The sequence below is a fragment of the Stenotrophomonas sp. CFBP8980 genome, assembly GCF_034046095.1.
GTDB classification, from domain to species: domain Bacteria; phylum Pseudomonadota; class Gammaproteobacteria; order Xanthomonadales; family Xanthomonadaceae; genus Stenotrophomonas; species Stenotrophomonas lacuserhaii.
In genome coordinates this window covers 120,662-138,974 of sequence record NZ_JAXCXF010000006.1, presented here as the reverse complement: position 1 = coordinate 138,974, position 18,313 = coordinate 120,662, and the positions used below count along the sequence as shown (strand labels likewise).

The following is an 18,313-nucleotide window of genomic DNA, read 5'->3' as shown; positions in this document are numbered from 1 at the left end:
TACGTTCAGACAAGAATGGCACGATGCAGGTCGTCTTGCACCGGGGGTGGCGCGAATAATGCACCAATCCCCCGTGCACGCGGCGTATCAGGCCGCGCCGGCCAGCCGCGCCGCCTCTTCCAGGTCGACGCTGACCAGGCGACTGACCCCGGGCTCGCGCATGGTGACGCCGGAGAGCTGGTGCGCCGCCTCCATCGTCGCCTTGTTGTGGCTGACGAACAGGAACTGCACCTTCTCGCTCATCTCCTTGACCATGTTGGCCAGGCGGCCGACGTTGGCTTCGTCCAGCGGCGCGTCCACCTCGTCGAGCAGGCAGAACGGGGCCGGATTGAGCTGGAAGATCGCAAAGACGAGCGCCACCGCGGTCATCGCCTTCTCACCGCCGGACAGCAGGGAAATGCTGGAAACGCGCTTGCCCGGTGGCCGCGCCATGATGGTCACGCCGGTGTCCAGCAGGTCCTCGCCGGTCAGTTCCAGGTAGGCATGGCCACCGCCGAACAGACGCGGATAGAGCGCCTGCACGCCGGCGTTGACCCGGTCGAAGGTGTCCTTGAAGCGGCCGCGGGTCTCGCGGTCGATCTTGCGGATCGCATCTTCCAGCGTCTCCAGCGCGGTATTCAGGTCCAGGTTCTGCGCGTCCAGGTATTCCGAGCGCTGCGAAGCTTCGCCGTATTCCTGGATCGCCGCCAGGTTGACCGGTTCCAGCCGGCGCATGCGCGCATCGATCTGCTGCACGGTCTGCTCCCAGTCGGCCAGGCGGGCGTCCTCGGGCAGCGTTGCGATGACCTCCTGCAAGACGAAGCCGGCCTTCTCCACCGCCGCCTGCAGCTGCTCGGCATTGAGTACCAGCGCCTGCTGGTCGAGCCGGCGCTGCGAAATGCGCTCGCGCTGGGCCAGCGCCTGCTCGTCACGTTTGTGCCGGGTCTGCTCCAGCTCGCGCAGCTCCACGTCGATACCATCCAGCAGTGAGCGCGCTTGCGACAGCATGCCATCGGCGCGGACGCGCTCTTCCAGCGCATGCTGGTGTTCGGCCTGCAGCGATTCCACCGGGGTATCGCCTTCGTCCAGTTGTGCGTGCAGCTCGCCGAGGCGCGAATCCAGCTGGCCGCGCTGGTTGCTCATGCGTTCCAGCGCCTGGCTCAGCGACGCCACCTGGGCACGCTGCGATTCCAGTGTCAGCGCCAGCGAATGGGCGGCTTCGCGCACACTGCGGGCCGCATCGCGGGCGCGGTCACGGGCCTCGGTCAACTGCCGGCGTTCATTCTCCAGCGCCTGCCGGGTCGACTCCAGGTCGCCCATGCTGCTGACCGCGTCATCCAGCCGGCCGCGTGCCTCGCGCACCTGCTCGCGGTTCAGCTCCAGGGTTTCCATCAGCTGCACCAGCTCGCCTTCGATGCGGTCGATGCGGCTGCGCGCCGATTCCAGCTTGCCCTGCTGGCCCTGCAGCTGGCCGGCCAGCTCGGACACGCCGCGGTGTGCCTGGTACACGGCGCGCTGCACGTCTTCGCGCTGCTGTTCGGCGGCAAGCAGCTGGTCACGGAAGCCGCCGAGCAACTGCTCCAGTTCGGCTTCGCGCTGCTGCAGCTGTTCGATCTGTTCGCGCAGCGTGTTGATTTCGCGCTCGCGCAGCAGCGCGCCCTGCTTGGCCGCGCCCGAGCGCGATACCCTCACCCAACCCGTACCGAGCCGCTCGCCGCCGCGGGTGATCACCGAGTCGCCCTCGCCCAGCGTGGCCTGCAGTGCGCGCGCCTGTTCCAGGTCTTCGGCCGCATGCAGGCGCGCCAGCAGGCGACGGATGGCCGCCGGCCCCTGTACCTTGGCTGCCAGCGAGGTGGGCGCCACCTGCAACGGCGCTTCGTCGTCGGCCACCAGCGCGATGCGGCCATCACCCAGCTCGCCCAGCGCATCCACCAGCTGTTCCGGCGCATCCACCAGCACGCCCTCGATCAACTGACCCAGCGCGCTTTCAACCGCGTTTTCCCAGCCCGCTTCAACCTTCAACCGCTCGCCGACGCGGCTTGCCGAATCCAGCCCGCGCGCCTTCAACCAGGCAACCGCCGCGCCCTGCTCCTGGCCAAGTGCGGCCTGCTGCAGGGTTTCCAGCGACGACAACCGGCCGCGCACGCCATTGGCCTGCTTGCGCAGTTCGGCCAGTTCGTTCTGTGCGCCGCGCTGGCGCTCCTGCACGGCCGTGACCTCCTGCTTGCGCAGTTCAACCTGTTCGCCCAGCTCGTCCAGCGCGGTCTTCTGGGTGTCGTGCTGGATGTGCAGTTGCTCGAACGCTGCCTCCAGCGCATCCACGTCCAGGCCGGCGCGCTCGGACTGCAGCGTCTCGCGTCGCCGTTCGGCTTCCAGCACCTGCCGGTCCAGGTAGTCCACGCGGGTGCGTTCGACATCACCGGAACGCGATGCTTCAGAACTCTGGCTGCTGTGCTGTTCCCAGCGCGCCTGCCAGTCACCCAGCCGGGCTTCGGCTTCGCGCAGGCTCTCCTGCTTGATCTCGTTCTCTTCCTGCAGCTGTTCCAGCTGCGGCGTGGCCGCATCCACCGCCTCGCGCAGCACCCCCAGCCGGGCCTCGTCGCCACTGATGTGCTGGCCAAGTTCGGCCAGTGCCTGCTGCGTTTCATCGCGCGCCTTGTGCAGGCGCTGGGACAGCTCGCGCTGGTGCTGGATCTGCTGTTCCAGCCGGGCCAGCATGCTGCCCACCTGGTAGACCTCGGCCTGTGCGGCGTTGAGCGCCTCGGCCGACTCCTCGCGACGCACGCGCGAAGTTTCGATCTGCGATTCCGCGTCGCGTTGTTCGGCGATCAACTGCTGCAGGCGCGTCTCCTCCTGTGACAGCCCTTCGCGCAGCTTGCCGAGCCGGCCATCCAGGCCGCGGAACTCCAGCGCTTTCCATTCGGCATCCTTGACCCGGCGCTCCTCCTGCAACGTCTGGTATTGCTCGGCCTGGCGCGCCTGTCGCTTGAGGTGTTCAAGCTGCTTGCCGATTTCATCGCGCAGGTCGCCCAGCCGGTCCAGGTTCTCGCGCGTATGCCGGATGCGGGTTTCGGTTTCCTTGCGGCGCTCCTTGTACTTGGAGATGCCGGCGGCTTCTTCCAGGTAGACACGCAGGTCTTCAGGGCGGGCTTCGATGATCTGGCTGATCATCCCCTGTTCGATGATCGAATAGCTGCGCGGGCCCAGGCCGGTACCCAGGAACAGGTCGGTGATGTCGCGGCGACGGCACTTGGTGCCGTTGAGGTAATAGTTGCTGCTGCCATCGCGGCTGACGGTGCGCTTGACCGATATCTCGTTGAACGAGGCGTACTCACCGGAAATGGTGTGGTCGCTGTTATCGAAGATCAGCTCTACGGTGGCCTGCGATACCGGCTTGCGCGCGGCCGAGCCGGAAAAGATCACATCGGTCAGCGAGTCACCACGCAGGCGGCTGGCCGAACTTTCGCCCATCACCCAGCGCACCGCATCGATGATGTTGGACTTTCCACAGCCGTTCGGTCCGACCACGCCGGTCATGTTGGTCGGCAGATGCAGCGTTGTGGGATCGACGAAGGACTTGAAGCCGGACAGCTTGATCGTGGAAAGACGCATAGGGTTTCCGGGCCGGGGCCGTTGTGAGGCCTGCATTTACCCGCCAACCCCTTGATCCGGCTGGGATCAGGGCCATCGGCCGGGCGTAATGCACCGAGTATACCGATGTGGCCGCGTTCTACGCAGGGGCCGGCGCGCTCCCCAAAACAAAACGGGCGCCCCTGCGGGCGCCCGTTCTGGTGATTCCATGCCTTTCGGCGTGGGATCAGGCCTTTTCGGCTTCGACCACGACCTTGACGGTGGTTTCAACGTCGGCGTGCAGGTGCACCAGGACGTCGTACTCGCCAATGTTGCGGAAGGCGCCTTCGCCCAGGATGACTTCGCTCTTGTTGACCGGCAGGCCAGCAGCGGTGAAGGCATCGGCGATTTCGCGCGCGCCGACCGAGCCGTACAGCTTGCCTTCGGTGGAAGCGTTGGCCGCGATGGTCACGGACTTGCCTTCCAGCTTGGCCTTGCGGGCTTCGGCGTCGGAATGGATCGACTCGGCCTTGGCTTCGTACTCGGCGCGCTTGGCTTCGAACTCGGCCTTGTTGCTCTCGGTGGCCGGCACGGCCTTGCCCTGCGGCACGAGGAAGTTACGGCCGTAGCCCGGCTTCACGTCGACCAGGTCGCCGAGGTTGCCCAGGTTGGTGACTTTCTGCAGAAGGATCAGCTGCATGGTGTTACTCCAGAATGTATTCGTTAGCGAGGCGATGCCCCGCAGCGGATGGCTGTCCGAATATCAGTGCAGAAGGGCGGCACGAGGCCGCCCGCCGGCATCAGATGTCGTGGTTGTCGGTGTACGGGATCAGGGCCAGGAAACGGGCGCGCTTGACGGCCGTTGCCAGCTGGCGCTGGTACTTCGACTTGGTACCGGTGACGCGGCTCGGCACGATCTTGCCGTTCTCGGTCAGGTACTGGCGCAGGGTGTTGAGATCCTTGTAATCGATCTCTTTCACGCCTTCGGCGGTGAACTTGCAGAACTTGCGGCGACGGAAGAACTTGGACATGTCAGTGCTCCTTAAGCGGCCGAAGCGGCGTCGTCGCCGGCATCGTTGTCAGCGGCGGGGGTGGTGGTCTCACCTTCTTCGTCGTCACGACGACGACGCTCGCCACGCTCGGGCTTGTCACCCTTCTCATCCTTGCTCTTCATGATCAGCGACTGCTCGGTATCCGGGCCATCGCGCTTGACGACCAGGTTGCGCAGCACGGCGTCGTTGAAGCGGAAGCTTTCCACCAGCTCGCTCAGCACGGCCTGGTCAACTTCGATGTTGAGCATGACGTAGTGGGCCTTCACCAGGTTCTGGATCGGGTACGCCAGCTGACGGCGGCCCCAGTCTTCCAGACGGTGGATGGTGCCGTTGCCGTTCTCGACGAGCGACTTGTAGCGCTCGATCATTGCCGGGACCTGCTCGCTCTGATCCGGGTGGACCAGGAACACGATTTCGTAATGACGACTCATGTTTATATACCTTTCGGATGTGGCCATTTCGGCCGGACAGCCCCCCGCGGTGGTGACAGCGGTGGGGCAAGGGTTCCTACGCTGGGCGCAGGAAGCCGGCAATTATGCCTGCTGGTCCTGGCCTAGGCAAGCCGAAGTCCGGTTGCCTGCAAGTGGGTCGGGCGGTGCCGCTGGGCGGGGGACGGCAGAAGCCGCCCCTCCGGGGTCCGGCCCAGCCGCTGGGCGGCTGTGCGTTCGGGCGCTTGCGAAGCGGTGCTTCGCAAGCAGAGCGCCCTCACCCATGCGGGCCTCGTTTCGCGCCATCCATGGCGCTCAACGCCTCCGCCCAGCCCTATCGCCCGACCCCTGACAGATTCCGGGCGCCGCCGGAGCGGTAGCGCCGAGCCATGCTCGGCGGGCGCTGCCCCCGAACGCGCCATGACGCAGGCAGAAATACAGCGTTCAGCCGGCAGGACCCAAAGCGGGCGACTGTGCTGCGCTGCAGCAGTACAATCCGTGCTCGTACAAATGCCCCGGATTTTTCCTGTGAACCCGTCCGCTCCCCCGGTTGCCACGTCCACGCTGGCCGCCGTGCTGTCGCCCCGCCAGCGCACCTTCATCCTGCTGGCCCTGTCGTTGGGCGGTTTCGCCATCGGCACCAGCGAGTTCGCCAGCATGGGTCTGATGCTGGACATCAGCCGCGGGCTGTCGATCACCGAGGCGCAGGTCGGGCACCTGATCAGCGCCTACGCCATCGGCGTGGTGGTGGGTGCGCCAGTGCTGGCTTTCGCCGGCGCCGGTATCAGCCGGCGCAGCCTGCTGCTGGGGCTGATGGGCTTCTACGCGATCGGCAACCTGGCCAGCGCGCTGGCCCCCAACTACCACACCATGCTGCTGGCGCGCTTCGTTGCCGGCCTGCCGCACGGCGCCTATTTCGGCGTGGCGATGCTGGTGGCGGCCTCGATCAGCCCGCCCGCACAGCGCGGCGCAGCGGTGTCCAAGGTGCTGCTGGGCCTGTCGATCGCGATCCTGGTCGGCAATCCACTCACCACCTGGCTCGGCCAGCAGTTCACCTGGCGCACTGCCTTCGCGCTGGTCAGCCTGCTGGCGCTGGCCACCGTGGTGATGGTCTCGCGCCACCTTGCACCGGACCCGAACGAGGTACGTACCAGCCCGATGCGTGAGCTGCGTGCGTTCAACACCACCCAGGTGTGGCTGGCGCTGGCGATCGGCTCGATCGGCTTTGCCGGCATGTTCTGCGTGTTCACCTATCTGGCACCGACGCTGGTCAACGTCACCGGCATCAACGAACGCTGGATGCCTGCGGCCGTCGGCCTGTTCGGCGTGGGCGCGATCATCGGCAACATGCTGGGGGGCTGGCTGGTGGATCGCCTGCAGTTCCGCGCCGCCGGCGTGTTGCTGGCGTGGTCGGTGGTGGTCCTGCTGCTGTTCCCGCTCGCCGCGCATTCGGCCTGGGCGATGGTGCCGGCGATCATCGCCGTGGGCACCATGGGCGCGCTGGCCGTGGCGCTGCAGACCCGCCTGATGGACGCCGCCGGCGAGGCCCAGACCCTGGCCGCCGCGTCCAACCATGCCGCCTTCAATACCGCCAATGCGTTGGGTCCGTGGCTGGGGGGCATGGCCATCGGCGGCGGCTTCGGTTATGCCTCCACCGGGTACGTAGGTGCCGCGACGGCGGCGGCCGGCCTGCTGTTATGGGGGGTGTCGGTGGTGATCGAGCGCCGGCGTGGCGCTGGCTCGCTCGCAGCGGGTGCGTCGAACGGGTGAAACCCCCTCGCGGCGGGCTGCTTTCGAACTGCATCTGAGGGTTGGCCGGGCGGGAAGGCTGTGCGGGGCACGCGCAAGTACGTCCATGTAGCTCTTCGCGGCTCCTGCCGCTCAAGGCCCCGCACAGCCTCCCCACCCGGCCCTTGACAGGTTCCGGTGGCGGCCCGCCGCGTAATGAAAAATGGGGTCAGAGTCCTTTCGCTGCGCGAAAGGACTCTGACCCCATCTCCTTCCCCTCCCCAATGCCCAACCCATGGCCCCCATGGACCTGTCGAAGGTGGGGCGGGGTGGCTGTTCAGGACCGTCTTTTCGCATGGATGCGAAAAGCGAGCCTCCATGGATGGATTCACGGCGTGTCCTGCACAGCCACCCCGCCCCGCCAACCCACAGCCCTGCAGGCTCTTGACGTCGCCGTTGACGTTGCTGCTACAGCAAGCCGGCCGCAGGCCGGAAACCCCACCCTCAGCGGTGGGACTCATCCGTGGTGAAACTCTCGCCGCAGCCGCATTCGGCCGCTGCATTCGGGTTCTTGAACGTGAACGTCTCGCTCAAGCCCTGCTTGCCGAAATCAATGACCGTGCCATCCACCAGCGGCAGGCTCTGCGCGTCCACGTAGATGCGCACCCCGTCCTGGTCGAAAACACGGTCGCCCTCGCGCTCGTCACGTGCCAGATCGGTCACGTGGCCCCAGCCCGAGCAACCGGTGCGGGTCACGCCAAAGCGCAGCCCCAGGGCACCAGGGGTCTGGGCGACGAAGCGCTGGACGCGCTCAAAGGCTACTGGGGTCAGGCTGACGGCCATGATGGAGCTCCACGAAGGTACGAGACGAGTATAAAGGCCACCGGGGCAGTAGAAATGCCTCGCAAGCAGAACGCTGCAACCGGTAAACTTCGAATTCACAGATCGAGTCGATCAGCAGAGGATTCAAGTCATGACGGTGGTCAGCGTTGAACATGCGCTTGCCGGGAAGATCCCGGAAGGCGGCGAAGTCACGGTACGCGGCTGGGTGCGCACGGTGCGTGGCTCGGCGAATCTTGCCTTCATCAACGTCACCGACGGCTCCTGCTTCGCCCCGATCCAGGTGGTGGCAGCTGAATCGCTGGCCAACTTCGACGAGGTCAAGCGCCTGACCAGCGGCTGTTCGCTGATCGCCAAGGGCACCCTGGTGAAGTCGCAGGGCAAGGGCCAGTCCTTCGAAATCCAGGCCAGCACCGTGGAAGTGGTCGGCTGGGTCGAAGACCCCCTGACCTACCCGATCCAGCCCAAGCCGATGTCGCCGGAGTTCCTGCGTGAAGTGGCGCACCTGCGCCCGCGCACCAACCTGTTCGGCGCGGTCACCCGCATCCGCAACTGCCTGTCCCAGGCCGTGCACCGGTTTTTCCACCAGAACGGTTTCAACTGGATCAGCACCCCGATCATCACCACCTCCGACGCCGAAGGTGCTGGCCAGATGTTCCGTGTCTCCACGCTGGACATGGTCAATCTGCCGCGCACCGAGCGTGGCGAGGTCGACTTCAGCCGCGACTTCTTCGGCAAGGAAACCTTCCTGACCGTGTCCGGCCAGCTCAACGTGGAGGCGTACTGCCTGGCACTGAGCAAGGTCTACACCTTCGGCCCGACCTTCCGCGCCGAGAACAGCAACACGACCCGCCACCTGGCCGAGTTCTGGATGATCGAACCGGAAATCGCCTTCGCCGACCTGGCCGAAGATGCGCGGCTGGCCGAGGAATTCCTGAAGTACCTGTTCCGCGCGGTGCTGGACGAGCGCGGCGACGACCTCGCCTTCCTGGCCGAACGCGTGGACAAGAACGCGATCAGCAAGCTGGAGAACTTCATCAATGCGCCCTTCGAGCAGATCGACTACACCGAAGCGGTGAAGCTGCTGCAGAACTCCGGCCGGAAGTTCGATTTCCCGGTGGAATGGGGCCTGGACCTGCAGACCGAGCACGAGCGCTGGCTGACCGAAGAACACATCGGCCGCCCGGTGGTGGTGACCAACTACCCCGAGCACATCAAGGCCTTCTACATGCGCCTGAACGACGACGGCAAGACCGTCGCGGCGATGGACGTGCTCGCCCCGGGCATCGGCGAGATCATCGGCGGCAGCCAGCGCGAAGAGCGCCTGGACGTGCTGGATGCGCGCATGGCGCAGTTCGGCCTGGACCGCGAGCACTACGGCTGGTACCGCGACTTCCGCCGCTATGGTTCGGTGCCGCACGCCGGCTTCGGGCTCGGCTTCGAGCGGCTGGTGGTGTACGTCTGCGGGCTGTCCAACATCCGCGATGCCATCGCCTACCCGCGCGCGCCGGGCAACGCCGACTTCTGATCCCCTTCCATCCACGGAGGTACCGACCCCATGACCCTGTTCTTCGCGCTGTGTTTCTTCGGCGTGGCGATCGCCGGGTTCAGTGCCTTCGTGATCTTCTGGCCGCTGACCCTGGTGCACCTGCGCGACCGCCATCCGGCGTTGTCGCAGCGCTTTGGCAGCGGTGCCTTCCTCAAGCCCGAAGCACTGGCCTGGCTGTTGCGCCGCGACTATCGCGCGCAGCCGGACCGCTCGCTGTCCGGGCTGGCGACACCGGCCTGGGTATCGCTGCTGACCCTGCTGGCCGGACTGGGCATGGCCGCCCTGCTCTGGCTGGCGTCGATCTGGTAATCACGAAATGAATGACGACTCCCTTCCGCAGGACACCTGGTGGCTGGCCAGCCTGGGCAACACGCTGATCTGGGCACGCCTGCGCATCCGCCCGGCCGGCACCGCCGAAGTGCTGGACAGCGATGGCAACACGCTGAGCTACGACGGTGTAGACACCGCGCGCGCGCAGCTGTTCGACGCCGAGTTCGTGGAATACGACGGGCTGGACGAAGAAGACGCGCTGGTGCGTGGCTTCTCGCTGCATGAGGTGCAGCCGCCCCGGGCCAGCTCGGATGAAGGGCTGCGTGGCCTGATGGTGCAGTCGCTGGGCCGCACGGTCTAGCTGCATGTTCACCCCGCGCGCCTTCGCTGAAACCGACCTGCAGTGGCTGGACGCGCTGTTTGCCCGCGATGCGTTCATCACCCTGCTCACCACTGGTGACGATGGCCTGCCAGAGCTGACCCGGCTGCCGGTGCTGTACCGCCGCCAAGGGCGGGTGATCGAGCTGCGCGGGCACTGGGCCAGGGCCAATCCGCAATCGCGCCGCGACGGGCCCGCCAAGGTGCTGGTGGACGGCCCGCACGGGTATGTCTCCGCCTCCTGGTATCCGGACAAAGACGCCATGGCACGGGTGCCGACCTGGAACTATGCCGCCGCTGAACTGCGCGGCCAGCTGCACCGCTTCGAGGACACCGACGCGCTGGCGGCGGTGGTCGCCGATACCGGCGATCTGTACGAAGCGAAGGTAGGCCGTGACTGGCAGTTCGAGGCGCAGCGCGATGACCACCGCAGCCAGTTGCGCGGCATCATCGGCTTCCGCTTCGTGGCGGACACCGTGCAGCTGAAAATGAAGCTCAGCCAGAACCACTCGGTGGCCAACCAGCAGGCGGTCATCACCGAACTGGAACGGCTGCCCTCCCCCGCCTCGCACGAGCTGGCGCAGTGGATGCGCCGTTTCCTGGACGCGGCGGACACCGCGCGCGACTGAAATATTCCGTTGATTCCCGCGACGACGCGGCTCTGCCCGCCGCGCCTTGCCCCCCACCACGTCAGGGACCCCACATGAAAGATGTTGAAAAGCTGCTGCAGAACAACCGCGACTGGGCCGACCGGATCCAGCAGGAAGACCCCGCGTTCTTCGACCGGCTGTCCACGCAGCAGCATCCCGAATACCTGTGGATCGGCTGTTCCGATTCGCGCGTACCGGCCAACCAGATCATCGGCATGGCCCCGGGCGAGGTCTTCGTGCATCGCAACGTGGCCAACGTGGTGGCGCACACCGACCTCAACTGCCTGAGCGTGATCCAGTACGCGGTGGACCAGCTGAAGGTGAAGCACATCCTGATCGTCGGCCACTACGGCTGCGGCGGCGTGCATGCCAGCCTCAACAACGTCCGCGTCGGCCTGGCCGACAACTGGCTGCGGCATGTCGGCGACGTGGCCCAGAAGCATTCCGCCATCCTCGATGCGATCGATGATCCGGACCTGCGCCACGCACGGCTGTGCGAACTGAACGTGATCGAGCAGGTCGCCAACGCCTGCCAATCCACCATCGTGCGCGATGCCTGGGCACGTGGGCAGAAGCTGACCGTGCATGGCTGGGTCTACAGCCTGCGCGATGGGCGCGTGCGCGAGATGGGCATCGACGTCGACAGCCCGGAAGCGCTGCAGCCGGGTTATGAGAAAGCGCTGTCCTTCGTCCCGCGCAAGGGCAAGCGCGACTGAGCGTCAACCGGAGCGTCCGCATGCTTGCTTCACCGATCAACCTGATGGGCTGGGTCGAAGAACACCGGCACCTGTTGAAGCCGCCGGTCGGCAACAAGATGATCGAGGACGGCGACTTCATCGTGATGGTGGTCGGCGGCCCGAATTCGCGCACCGATTTCCACATCGACGAAGGCCCGGAGTGGTTCTACCAGCTCGAAGGCGAGATGGTGCTGAAGGTGCAGGAAGACGGCCAGGTACGGGACATTCCCATCCGTGCGGGCGAGATCTTCCTGCTGCCAGGCAACGTGCCTCACTCACCGCGCCGCCCGCCGGGCGGCATCGGGCTGGTGGTGGAACGCAAGCGCCTGCCGCACGAACGCGATGGCGTGGTCTGGCACTGCGAGCGCTGCAATCACAAGCTGCACGAAGAGTGGTTCACCCTGCAGAACATCGAAACCGACCTGCCGAAGATGTTTGCCCGTTACCAGGGCGACCTGCAGCTGCGCACCTGCAGTAACTGCGGTCACGTGGATCCGCTGCCCGGCGGCTGAGCCTCGCCCTGACAGAGACACGCCGAGCATGGCTCGGCGCTACCGGAGGGCGTGCTGCCCTGGTGGGGGACGACCGTTGGTCGTCACGCTCTGCCCCGGTGCAGGCATGGCGCGCGGTACACTTCGAACACGTCAAATCGTGTCGCTTTCACTATGTCCGAACCGCTCAGCCGTGCCCACGCGTTGGCCCTGGATGCCAATGATCCGCTCCGCGACCTGCGCGGCGAATTCCTGATCCCCCGCCACGAAGGCGGCGAGCAGACCTATTTCGTCGGCAACTCACTGGGCCTGCAGCCACGTGGTGCGCAGGCCGCGGTGCAGGAGGTCATGGGGCAATGGGCCACGCTGGCCGTGGAGGGCCACTTCACCGGCCCGACCCAATGGCTGGGCTACCACCGTCTGGTCAGCGAACAACTGGCGCAGGTGGTCGGCGCATTGCCCAGCGAAGTCGTGGCGATGAACACGCTCAGCGTGAACCTGCACCTGATGATGGTGAGCTTCTACCGTCCCACCGCGCAGCGCCCGGTGATCCTGATGGAAGCCGGCGCCTTCCCGACCGATCGCCATGCGGTGGAAGCGCAGATCCGCTTCCACGGGTTCGATCCCGCCGAGTGCCTGGTCGAAGTGCAGCCGGATGAAGCAGAGGGCACGATCTCGCTGCAGGCCATCGAGCAGGCCATCGCCCGCCACGGCGCGCGCCTTGCGCTGGTGCTGTGGCCCGGCGTGCAGTACCGCACCGGCCAGGCGTTCGACCTGCAGGCGATCACCACGCTGGCACGCGCCCAGGGCGCCAACATCGGCTTCGATCTCGCGCATTCGGTCGGCAACCTGCCGCTGCAGCTGCATGAGGTGGCGCCGGACTTCGCGGTGTGGTGCCACTACAAGTACCTCAACAGTGGCCCGGGCGCGGTTGCCGGGGCCTTCGTGCACGAACGCCACCATCGCGACACCACCCTGCCGCGCTTCGCCGGCTGGTGGGGCCATGAAGAAGCGACCCGCTTCCAGATGGCGCCGCAGTTCGTGCCGTCCGTCGGCGCCGAAGGCTGGCAGCTCAGCAACCCCCCGATCCTCGGCCTGGCGCCGCTGCGGGCGTCGTTGGACCTGTTCGAACGCGCCGGCATGGCCGCACTGCGGGACAAGTCCCTGGCCCTCACCGGGATGCTGGATGCGCTGGTGCGCAGCCGCCTGCCGCACGTGCTGGAACGCATCACACCGGCCGACAGCGAGCGCCGCGGCTGCCAGCTGTCCTTGCGGGTGATCGGCGGGCGCGAGCGCGGCCGGGCCCTGTTCGAGCACCTGCGCGCGGTCGGCGTGCTCGGTGACTGGCGCGAACCGGACGTGATCCGGATCTCGCCGACCCCGCTGTACAACCGCTACCAGGACCTGCACCACTTCGTTGATGCAGTCGATGCCTGGGCCGGGCACTGACGCCGTGCAGGACACATCGCTGAACACTGCCGCCCCGCGTTCGCTGACCATCGTCGGCGCGGGACTGGCCGGCTCGCTGCTGGCCATCCTGCTGTCGCGGCAGGGCTGGAACATCACGGTGTACGAGCGCCGTGGGGACCCGCGCGTCAGTGGCTATGAAAGCGGCCGCTCGATCAACCTGGCACTGGCCGAACGTGGGCGCAACGCGCTGCGCCAGGCCGGCGCACACGTCGAGGCGGCCGTGATGGAACGCGCCGTGATGATGCGCGGGCGGATGGTCCACCTGCGCGACGACGCCGCCCCCGCGCTGCAGCGCTACGGCCGCGACGACAGCGAAGTGATCTGGTCGATCCATCGCCGTGAGCTCAACGTCACCCTGCTGGAGCTGGCCGAAGAGGCCGGCGCCGTCGTGCATTTCCACCGGCGCCTGCATACCGTGGACTTCGACGCGCAGCATGCGCGCTTCATCGATGACCGCGATGACACCCCGCATGACATCCGCTTCGTCACGCTGGTGGGCGCGGACGGCGCCGGATCGGCGCTTCGCGCGGCGATGAACCGCCGCCAGCCACTGGGTGAGCGCATCGAATTCCTGGACCACTCCTACAAGGAGCTGGAGATCCCGCCGGGCCCGGGTGGTGCATTCAGCATCGACCCCAACGCGCTGCACATCTGGCCGCGCGGTCGCTTCATGTGCATCGCCCTGCCGAACCACGAAGGCACGTTCACCGTCACCCTGTTCCTGCCCAACAAGGGCGATCCGGGGTTCAACACGGTCACCACCGGCGAACAGGCCGAAGCCCTGTTCGCCCGCGAATTCCCCGATGCCCTGGCGCTGATACCGGACCTGCGCGCTGACTGGGATGCGCATCCGCCCGGACTTCTCGGCACCCTGTACCTGGAGCGCTGGCATACCGATGGCAAGGCCGTGCTGATCGGCGATGCCGCGCACGCCATGGTGCCTTTCCACGGCCAGGGCATGAACTGTGCTTTTGAAGACTGCGTCGCGCTGGCCCGGCACCTGGAAACCGCCAGCGACCTGCGCAGCGCGTATTCGGCGTTTGAGATCGAGCGTTCGCCCAATGCCTGGGCGATCCAGCAGATGGCGCTGGAAAACTACACGGAGATGCGCGACCAGGTGGCTGACCCGGGGTTCCTGCTGCAGCGTGAACTGGAGCTGGCGCTGCAGCAGCGGTGGCCCACGCGGTTCGTGCCACACTACACCATGGTTACTTTCCTGCACACGCCCTACGCCGTCGCGCTGGAGCGCACGCGGATACAGCGCCGCATCCTGCGCAACGCCACCGAAGGCCTGGATTCCCTGCAGCAGGTGGACTGGCGCGCGCTGGAAGCCGAAGTCCACGCCAAGCTGGCGGTGCTGGAGGGCGCGCACTGATGGCCGACAGCTTCCTGTTCTACGATCTGGAAACCTTCGGCCAGGATCCGCGCCGCACCCGCATCGCCCAGTTCGCCGCCATCCGCACCGATGCACAGCTCAACGAGATCGACACGCCGGTCAGCTTCTACGTGCGCCCGGCCGATGACCTGCTGCCTTCGCCCTATGCCACGATGGTCACCGGCATTACCCCGCAGCATGCGCTGGCCGAAGGCATCAGCGAGGCCGAGGCGCTGGCGCGGATCAATGACCTGATGAGCCGCCCCGGGACCTGCGCGCTGGGCTACAACACGCTGCGCTTCGATGACGAGTTCATCCGCCATGGGCTGTTCCGCAACTTCTTCGACCCGTACGAGCGCGAGTGGCGCAACGGCAATTCGCGCTGGGACCTGCTGGACATGCTGCGCCTGATGCATGCGCTGCGTCCGGATGGCATCACCTGGCCCAAGCGCGAAGATGGCGCCACCTCGTTCAAGCTGGAGCACCTGGCCGATGCAAACGGCGTGCGCGATGGCGATGCGCACGAGGCGCTGTCCGACGTGCGTGCGACCATCGGCATGGCCCGGCTGTTCCGCGATGCGCAGCCGCGCCTGTGGGACTATGCGCTGCGCCTGCGTGACAAGCGCTTTGTCACCAGCCTGCTGGATGTCACCGCCCTGCGGCCATTGCTGCACATCTCGATGCGCTACCCGGCCAGCCGCCTGTGCGCCGCGCCGGTGCTGCCGTTGACCGTGCATCCGCACATCGCCAACCGCTACATCGTGTTCGATCTGGACGGCGATGTTGATGCGCTGCTGCAGTTGCCGGCCGAGACCATCGCCGAGCGCCTGTACCTGCGCGCCAGTGAACTGCCTGAAGGCGTGCAGCGCATTCCGTTGAAGGAAGTACACGCCAACAAGGTGCCCGCGCTGGTGGCCTGGAACCACCTGCGGCCCGATGACCACCAGCGCCTTGGGCTGGACATCGCTGCCATCGAAGCCAAGGTCGAACAGCTGCGTCCGCATGCCGCGCAGCTGGCCGAAAAGGCGCGCCAGATCTACGCCCGGCCACGCGAAGGCGGCCCATCCGATGTCGACGCCTCGATCTACGATGGCTTCCTCGGCGCCGGCGACAAGCCCCTGCTGGCACGCGTCCGCACCACTCCGCCGGAAGCGCTGGGCGCGCTGGAAGGTGAGTTCAACGATCCCCGCCTGCCCGAACTGCTGCTGCGCTATCGCGCGCGCAACCATCCTGGCAGCCTGGATGCCGCCGCCCGCGCGCGTTGGCAGGCCTACCGCCAGCGGCGCCTGCGCGGTGATGAAAAGCTCGGCGAAGTGAACCTGGCCGAGTACAACGAACAGATCGATACGCTTGCCGCCGAGCCGTCCGACGACCTGCGCCGCCCGGCGCTGCTGCAGGCGCTGCGCGATTGGGGCAAGCAGCTGGAGGACAGCCTGTGACCGCGTATTTTTCCGATGCCAGCTTCAAGTTCCTGAAAGCATTGGCACTGCACAACGACAAGGCGTGGTTCGCTGACCACAAGCAGCAGTACGAAGACCACGTGCGGCAGCCGTTCCTGCGCATGCTCGCCGACCTGCAACCCGCGCTGGCCGAGGTCAGCCCGAAGTTCCGTGCCGATACGCGCACCGTGGGCGGTTCGTTGTTCCGCATCTACCGCGATGCGCGCTTTTCCAACGACAAATCGCCGTACAAGAACTGGCAGGGCGCGCGGCTGTTCCATGAGCGCCGTCGTGAAGTCGCCGCGCCCTCGTTCTACGTGCACCTGCAGCCCGGTGCGAGCTTCGTTGGTGCGGGTGTGTGGCATCCCGAGCCGGATACCCAGCGCCGCATCCGCCACTTCATCCTGGACAATCCCGGCAGCTGGAAGCAGGCCGCGCATGCCCCGGCGCTGCGCCGTCGCTTCGAGATGGAGCAGACCGAAAAGCTGGTGCGCCCGCCGCGCGGCTTCCCGGCGGATTTCGAGTTCATCGACGATCTCAAGCACCGCAACTGGGTGATGTGGCGCCAGCTGGACGACGCCACCATGACCGGGCCGCGCCTGCTGTCCACACTGGGCAAGGACCTGGTCGCGCTGGGTCCGTTCGTGGATTACCTGTGCGCGGCGCTGGATCTGGAGTTCTGACCCGGATGGCAACGCCGCTGCCGCAACAGCGCCGCACGCTGGGACGCAGCGGACTGCAGGTGTCGCCGATCGGGCTGGGCTGCTCCGGCTTCTGGGGCCATCGTCGCTTTCCCGAATCCGACGCGGCACGGGTGGTGGCGCATGCGCTGGAGCAGGGAGTCAACCTGCTGGACACCGGCCACAACTATTCCGCGTTCAACGCCGAACCGCGACTCGGGCGCATCCTCAAGCCGCTGCTGTCGCGCTTCCCGCGTGACTCGCTGGTGATCTCCAGCAAAGGCGGAACGTTGACCGGCCAGGCCGGCCTCAGCGGCGCCGAGCAGCGCGATTTCTCACCCGGGGCGATCACCGCCAGCTGCGAAGCCTCGCTGCGCAACCTCGGCCTGGACTATCTGGACGTGTACCAGCTGCACGGCATCGCGGGCGAAGAGGTCACCGAGGAGCTGCTGCACGCGTTGCAACAGCTGCGCCAGCGCGGACTGATCCGCAGCACCGGCATCAATACCCATTCGGCGGTGACGCTGGACTGGATGCTGGCGCGACCGCAGGCCTTCGACGTGGTGCTGCTGGACTACAACGCCCTGCAGCAGGATCGCGCATCACACATCAGCCGCCTGCATGCGGCCGGCATCGGCGTGCTGGCAGGCACCGTGCTGGCCCAGGGCCACTTGCTGCCGACGCGACCGCGGCTGCCACGGCCCGCCGATGCCTGGTATCTCGCGCGGGCGTGGCTGAAGCCGAGCAGCCGGCGGCTGATGCGCAGTGCCCGCGCGATGCGCGCGGCAGTGGCCTCGATCCGTTCACAGCGTCCGGCACAGACCGCGTTCGCTTATGTGCTGCAGCATCCCGGGGTAGCCGCGGGCATCCTCGGCACCACCCGCGTGGGCAGCCTGGACGAGGTGCTGCACACCTTGCCGGAGCGCTTGGGCGAGGCCGATCGCGCGCGCCTGGTCGCGGCGTTTGGGGATGGCAGCGGCTCACCCAGTCACTGAGGCTTAACCCACGTCCGCGCGTGATGCGGCACGCTGTGGGCCTGTCCCTAAACCCCCTGCTGCCATGAAGAAATTCGTCGCTTTCGTGCTGGTCCTGCTGCTGGCACTGGCCGGCTGGTGGTTCAGTGGCCCCTACCTCACCGTGCATGGACTCGCCCAGGCGATAGAACAGCGCGACACGACGCGGCTGGAGCGCTACGTGGACTTCCCGCGCGTGCGCCTCAGCCTGCGCGCGCAGGTCAGTGACTACATGGTGCGCCAGGCCGGTCCGGACGTGGCCGGCAGTCCGTTCGGCGCGCTGCTGTATGGCCTCGGCGACCAGCTGGGCGGCGCTGCGGTGGATACGATGATCACCCCGATGGGGATCGGTGCGCTGCTGCAGGGCCACGCGCTGTACAAACGCGGCCGCAACGAACTGCAGGGGAACGACTCGTGGGCACCGACCCAGCCTGCGCAGCCGTTGAAGCAGGCCAAGGGTCGCTTCGAGCGGCTGGACCGCTTCGTGGTGGACGTCGACCGTGGACCCGGACAGCCACCGTTGCAGGTTGTACTGGAGCCGCAGGGCCTGCGCTGGCAGGTCGTCGACCTGCGCAACGCGGTGCCGCAATAAACGGGTAGCGCCGACCCACGGTCGGCGGCTGCGACACCCGCGCTGCGCGCTCGCCGAGCATGGCTCGGCGCT

Annotated in this window: 18 protein-coding genes; 13 read left to right on the top strand and 5 right to left on the bottom strand. The window is 66.8% G+C overall.

From position 1 onward, the window contains the following. Positions 1-87: 87 nt before the first annotated feature. The 4 genes from smc to rpsF all read right to left on the bottom strand — a co-directional run bounded on the left by smc (position 88) and on the right by rpsF (position 5,032). Positions 88-3,591, bottom strand: a complete 3,504-nt coding sequence (gene smc, locus SOM47_RS13620; protein ID WP_320505870.1) for a chromosome segregation protein SMC — start codon at positions 3,589-3,591, stop codon at positions 88-90. Between the two features lie 205 nt (positions 3,592-3,796). Beyond that, the gene (gene rplI / locus SOM47_RS13615) at positions 3,797-4,249 is read right to left on the bottom strand and encodes a 50S ribosomal protein L9 (RefSeq protein ID WP_042613983.1); all 453 of its coding nucleotides are present in this window, start codon (positions 4,247-4,249) and stop codon (positions 3,797-3,799) included. Positions 4,250-4,349: 100 nt separating this feature from the next. Beyond that, entirely contained in the window at positions 4,350-4,580 is a 231-nt protein-coding gene (gene rpsR / locus SOM47_RS13610; protein WP_005926280.1) for a 30S ribosomal protein S18, read from the bottom strand. 11 nt (positions 4,581-4,591) lie between these two features. Next, positions 4,592-5,032 (bottom strand): 30S ribosomal protein S6, encoded by a 441-nt coding sequence (gene rpsF / locus SOM47_RS13605; RefSeq protein ID WP_042613984.1) that lies wholly within the window; start codon positions 5,030-5,032, stop codon positions 4,592-4,594. Positions 5,033-5,539: 507 nt separating this feature from the next. Here rpsF and SOM47_RS13600 point away from each other — a divergent pair. After that, the gene (locus tag SOM47_RS13600; RefSeq protein WP_414715805.1) at positions 5,540-6,799 is read left to right on the top strand and encodes an MFS transporter; all 1,260 of its coding nucleotides are present in this window, start codon (positions 5,540-5,542) and stop codon (positions 6,797-6,799) included. A gap of 462 nt (positions 6,800-7,261) precedes the next feature. Here SOM47_RS13600 and SOM47_RS13595 read toward each other — a convergent pair whose 3' ends face one another. Further along, positions 7,262-7,600 carry a HesB/IscA family protein gene (locus SOM47_RS13595; RefSeq protein ID WP_101100562.1) on the bottom strand — a complete coding sequence of 113 codons (339 nt, stop codon included), beginning with the start codon at positions 7,598-7,600 and terminating at the stop codon, positions 7,262-7,264. A gap of 130 nt (positions 7,601-7,730) precedes the next feature. Between SOM47_RS13595 and asnS the strand changes: the two genes are divergently transcribed. The 12 genes from asnS to SOM47_RS13535 all read left to right on the top strand — a co-directional run bounded on the left by asnS (position 7,731) and on the right by SOM47_RS13535 (position 18,241). Next, positions 7,731-9,125, top strand: a complete 1,395-nt coding sequence (asnS, locus tag SOM47_RS13590) for an asparagine--tRNA ligase (protein WP_320505869.1) — start codon at positions 7,731-7,733, stop codon at positions 9,123-9,125. Between the two features lie 30 nt (positions 9,126-9,155). Further along, positions 9,156-9,455 carry a hypothetical protein gene (locus tag SOM47_RS13585; protein ID WP_042614896.1) on the top strand — a complete coding sequence of 100 codons (300 nt, stop codon included), beginning with the start codon at positions 9,156-9,158 and terminating at the stop codon, positions 9,453-9,455. Between the two features lie 7 nt (positions 9,456-9,462). Further along, positions 9,463-9,777, top strand: a complete 315-nt coding sequence (locus SOM47_RS13580; RefSeq protein WP_320505868.1) for a hypothetical protein — start codon at positions 9,463-9,465, stop codon at positions 9,775-9,777. A 4-nt stretch (positions 9,778-9,781) separates the two neighbouring features. Further along, entirely contained in the window at positions 9,782-10,423 is a 642-nt protein-coding gene (locus tag SOM47_RS13575; protein ID WP_320505867.1) for an FMN-binding negative transcriptional regulator, read from the top strand. 74 nt (positions 10,424-10,497) lie between these two features. Further along, complete coding sequence (gene can / locus SOM47_RS13570; RefSeq protein ID WP_042614893.1) at positions 10,498-11,160, top strand: carbonate dehydratase; 663 nt, start codon at positions 10,498-10,500, stop codon at positions 11,158-11,160. Positions 11,161-11,180: 20 nt separating this feature from the next. Next, entirely contained in the window at positions 11,181-11,693 is a 513-nt protein-coding gene (locus SOM47_RS13565; protein WP_320505866.1) for a 3-hydroxyanthranilate 3,4-dioxygenase, read from the top strand. Positions 11,694-11,846: 153 nt separating this feature from the next. Next, positions 11,847-13,121 carry a kynureninase gene (kynU, locus tag SOM47_RS13560; RefSeq protein ID WP_320505865.1) on the top strand — a complete coding sequence of 425 codons (1,275 nt, stop codon included), beginning with the start codon at positions 11,847-11,849 and terminating at the stop codon, positions 13,119-13,121. Further along, the gene (locus tag SOM47_RS13555; protein WP_414715811.1) at positions 13,102-14,517 is read left to right on the top strand and encodes an FAD-dependent oxidoreductase; all 1,416 of its coding nucleotides are present in this window, start codon (positions 13,102-13,104) and stop codon (positions 14,515-14,517) included. Before kynU ends, SOM47_RS13555 begins: the two co-directional genes overlap by 20 nt. Continuing rightward, positions 14,517-15,956, top strand: coding sequence for an exodeoxyribonuclease I (gene sbcB, locus SOM47_RS13550; RefSeq protein WP_320505864.1), 1,440 nt, complete (start codon positions 14,517-14,519; stop codon positions 15,954-15,956). The genes SOM47_RS13555 and sbcB overlap by 1 nt, the downstream gene beginning before the upstream one ends. Further along, a complete protein-coding gene (locus SOM47_RS13545) occupies positions 15,953-16,639 on the top strand; it encodes a DUF2461 domain-containing protein (RefSeq protein WP_320505863.1) in 687 nt (228 codons plus the stop codon). Before sbcB ends, SOM47_RS13545 begins: the two co-directional genes overlap by 4 nt. Before the next feature lie 5 nt (positions 16,640-16,644). Next, positions 16,645-17,631, top strand: coding sequence for an aldo/keto reductase (locus tag SOM47_RS13540; RefSeq protein ID WP_320505862.1), 987 nt, complete (start codon positions 16,645-16,647; stop codon positions 17,629-17,631). Positions 17,632-17,695: 64 nt separating this feature from the next. Next, a complete protein-coding gene (locus tag SOM47_RS13535) occupies positions 17,696-18,241 on the top strand; it encodes a DUF2939 domain-containing protein (RefSeq protein WP_042614886.1) in 546 nt (181 codons plus the stop codon). The last annotated feature ends 72 nt before the right edge of the window (positions 18,242-18,313 follow it).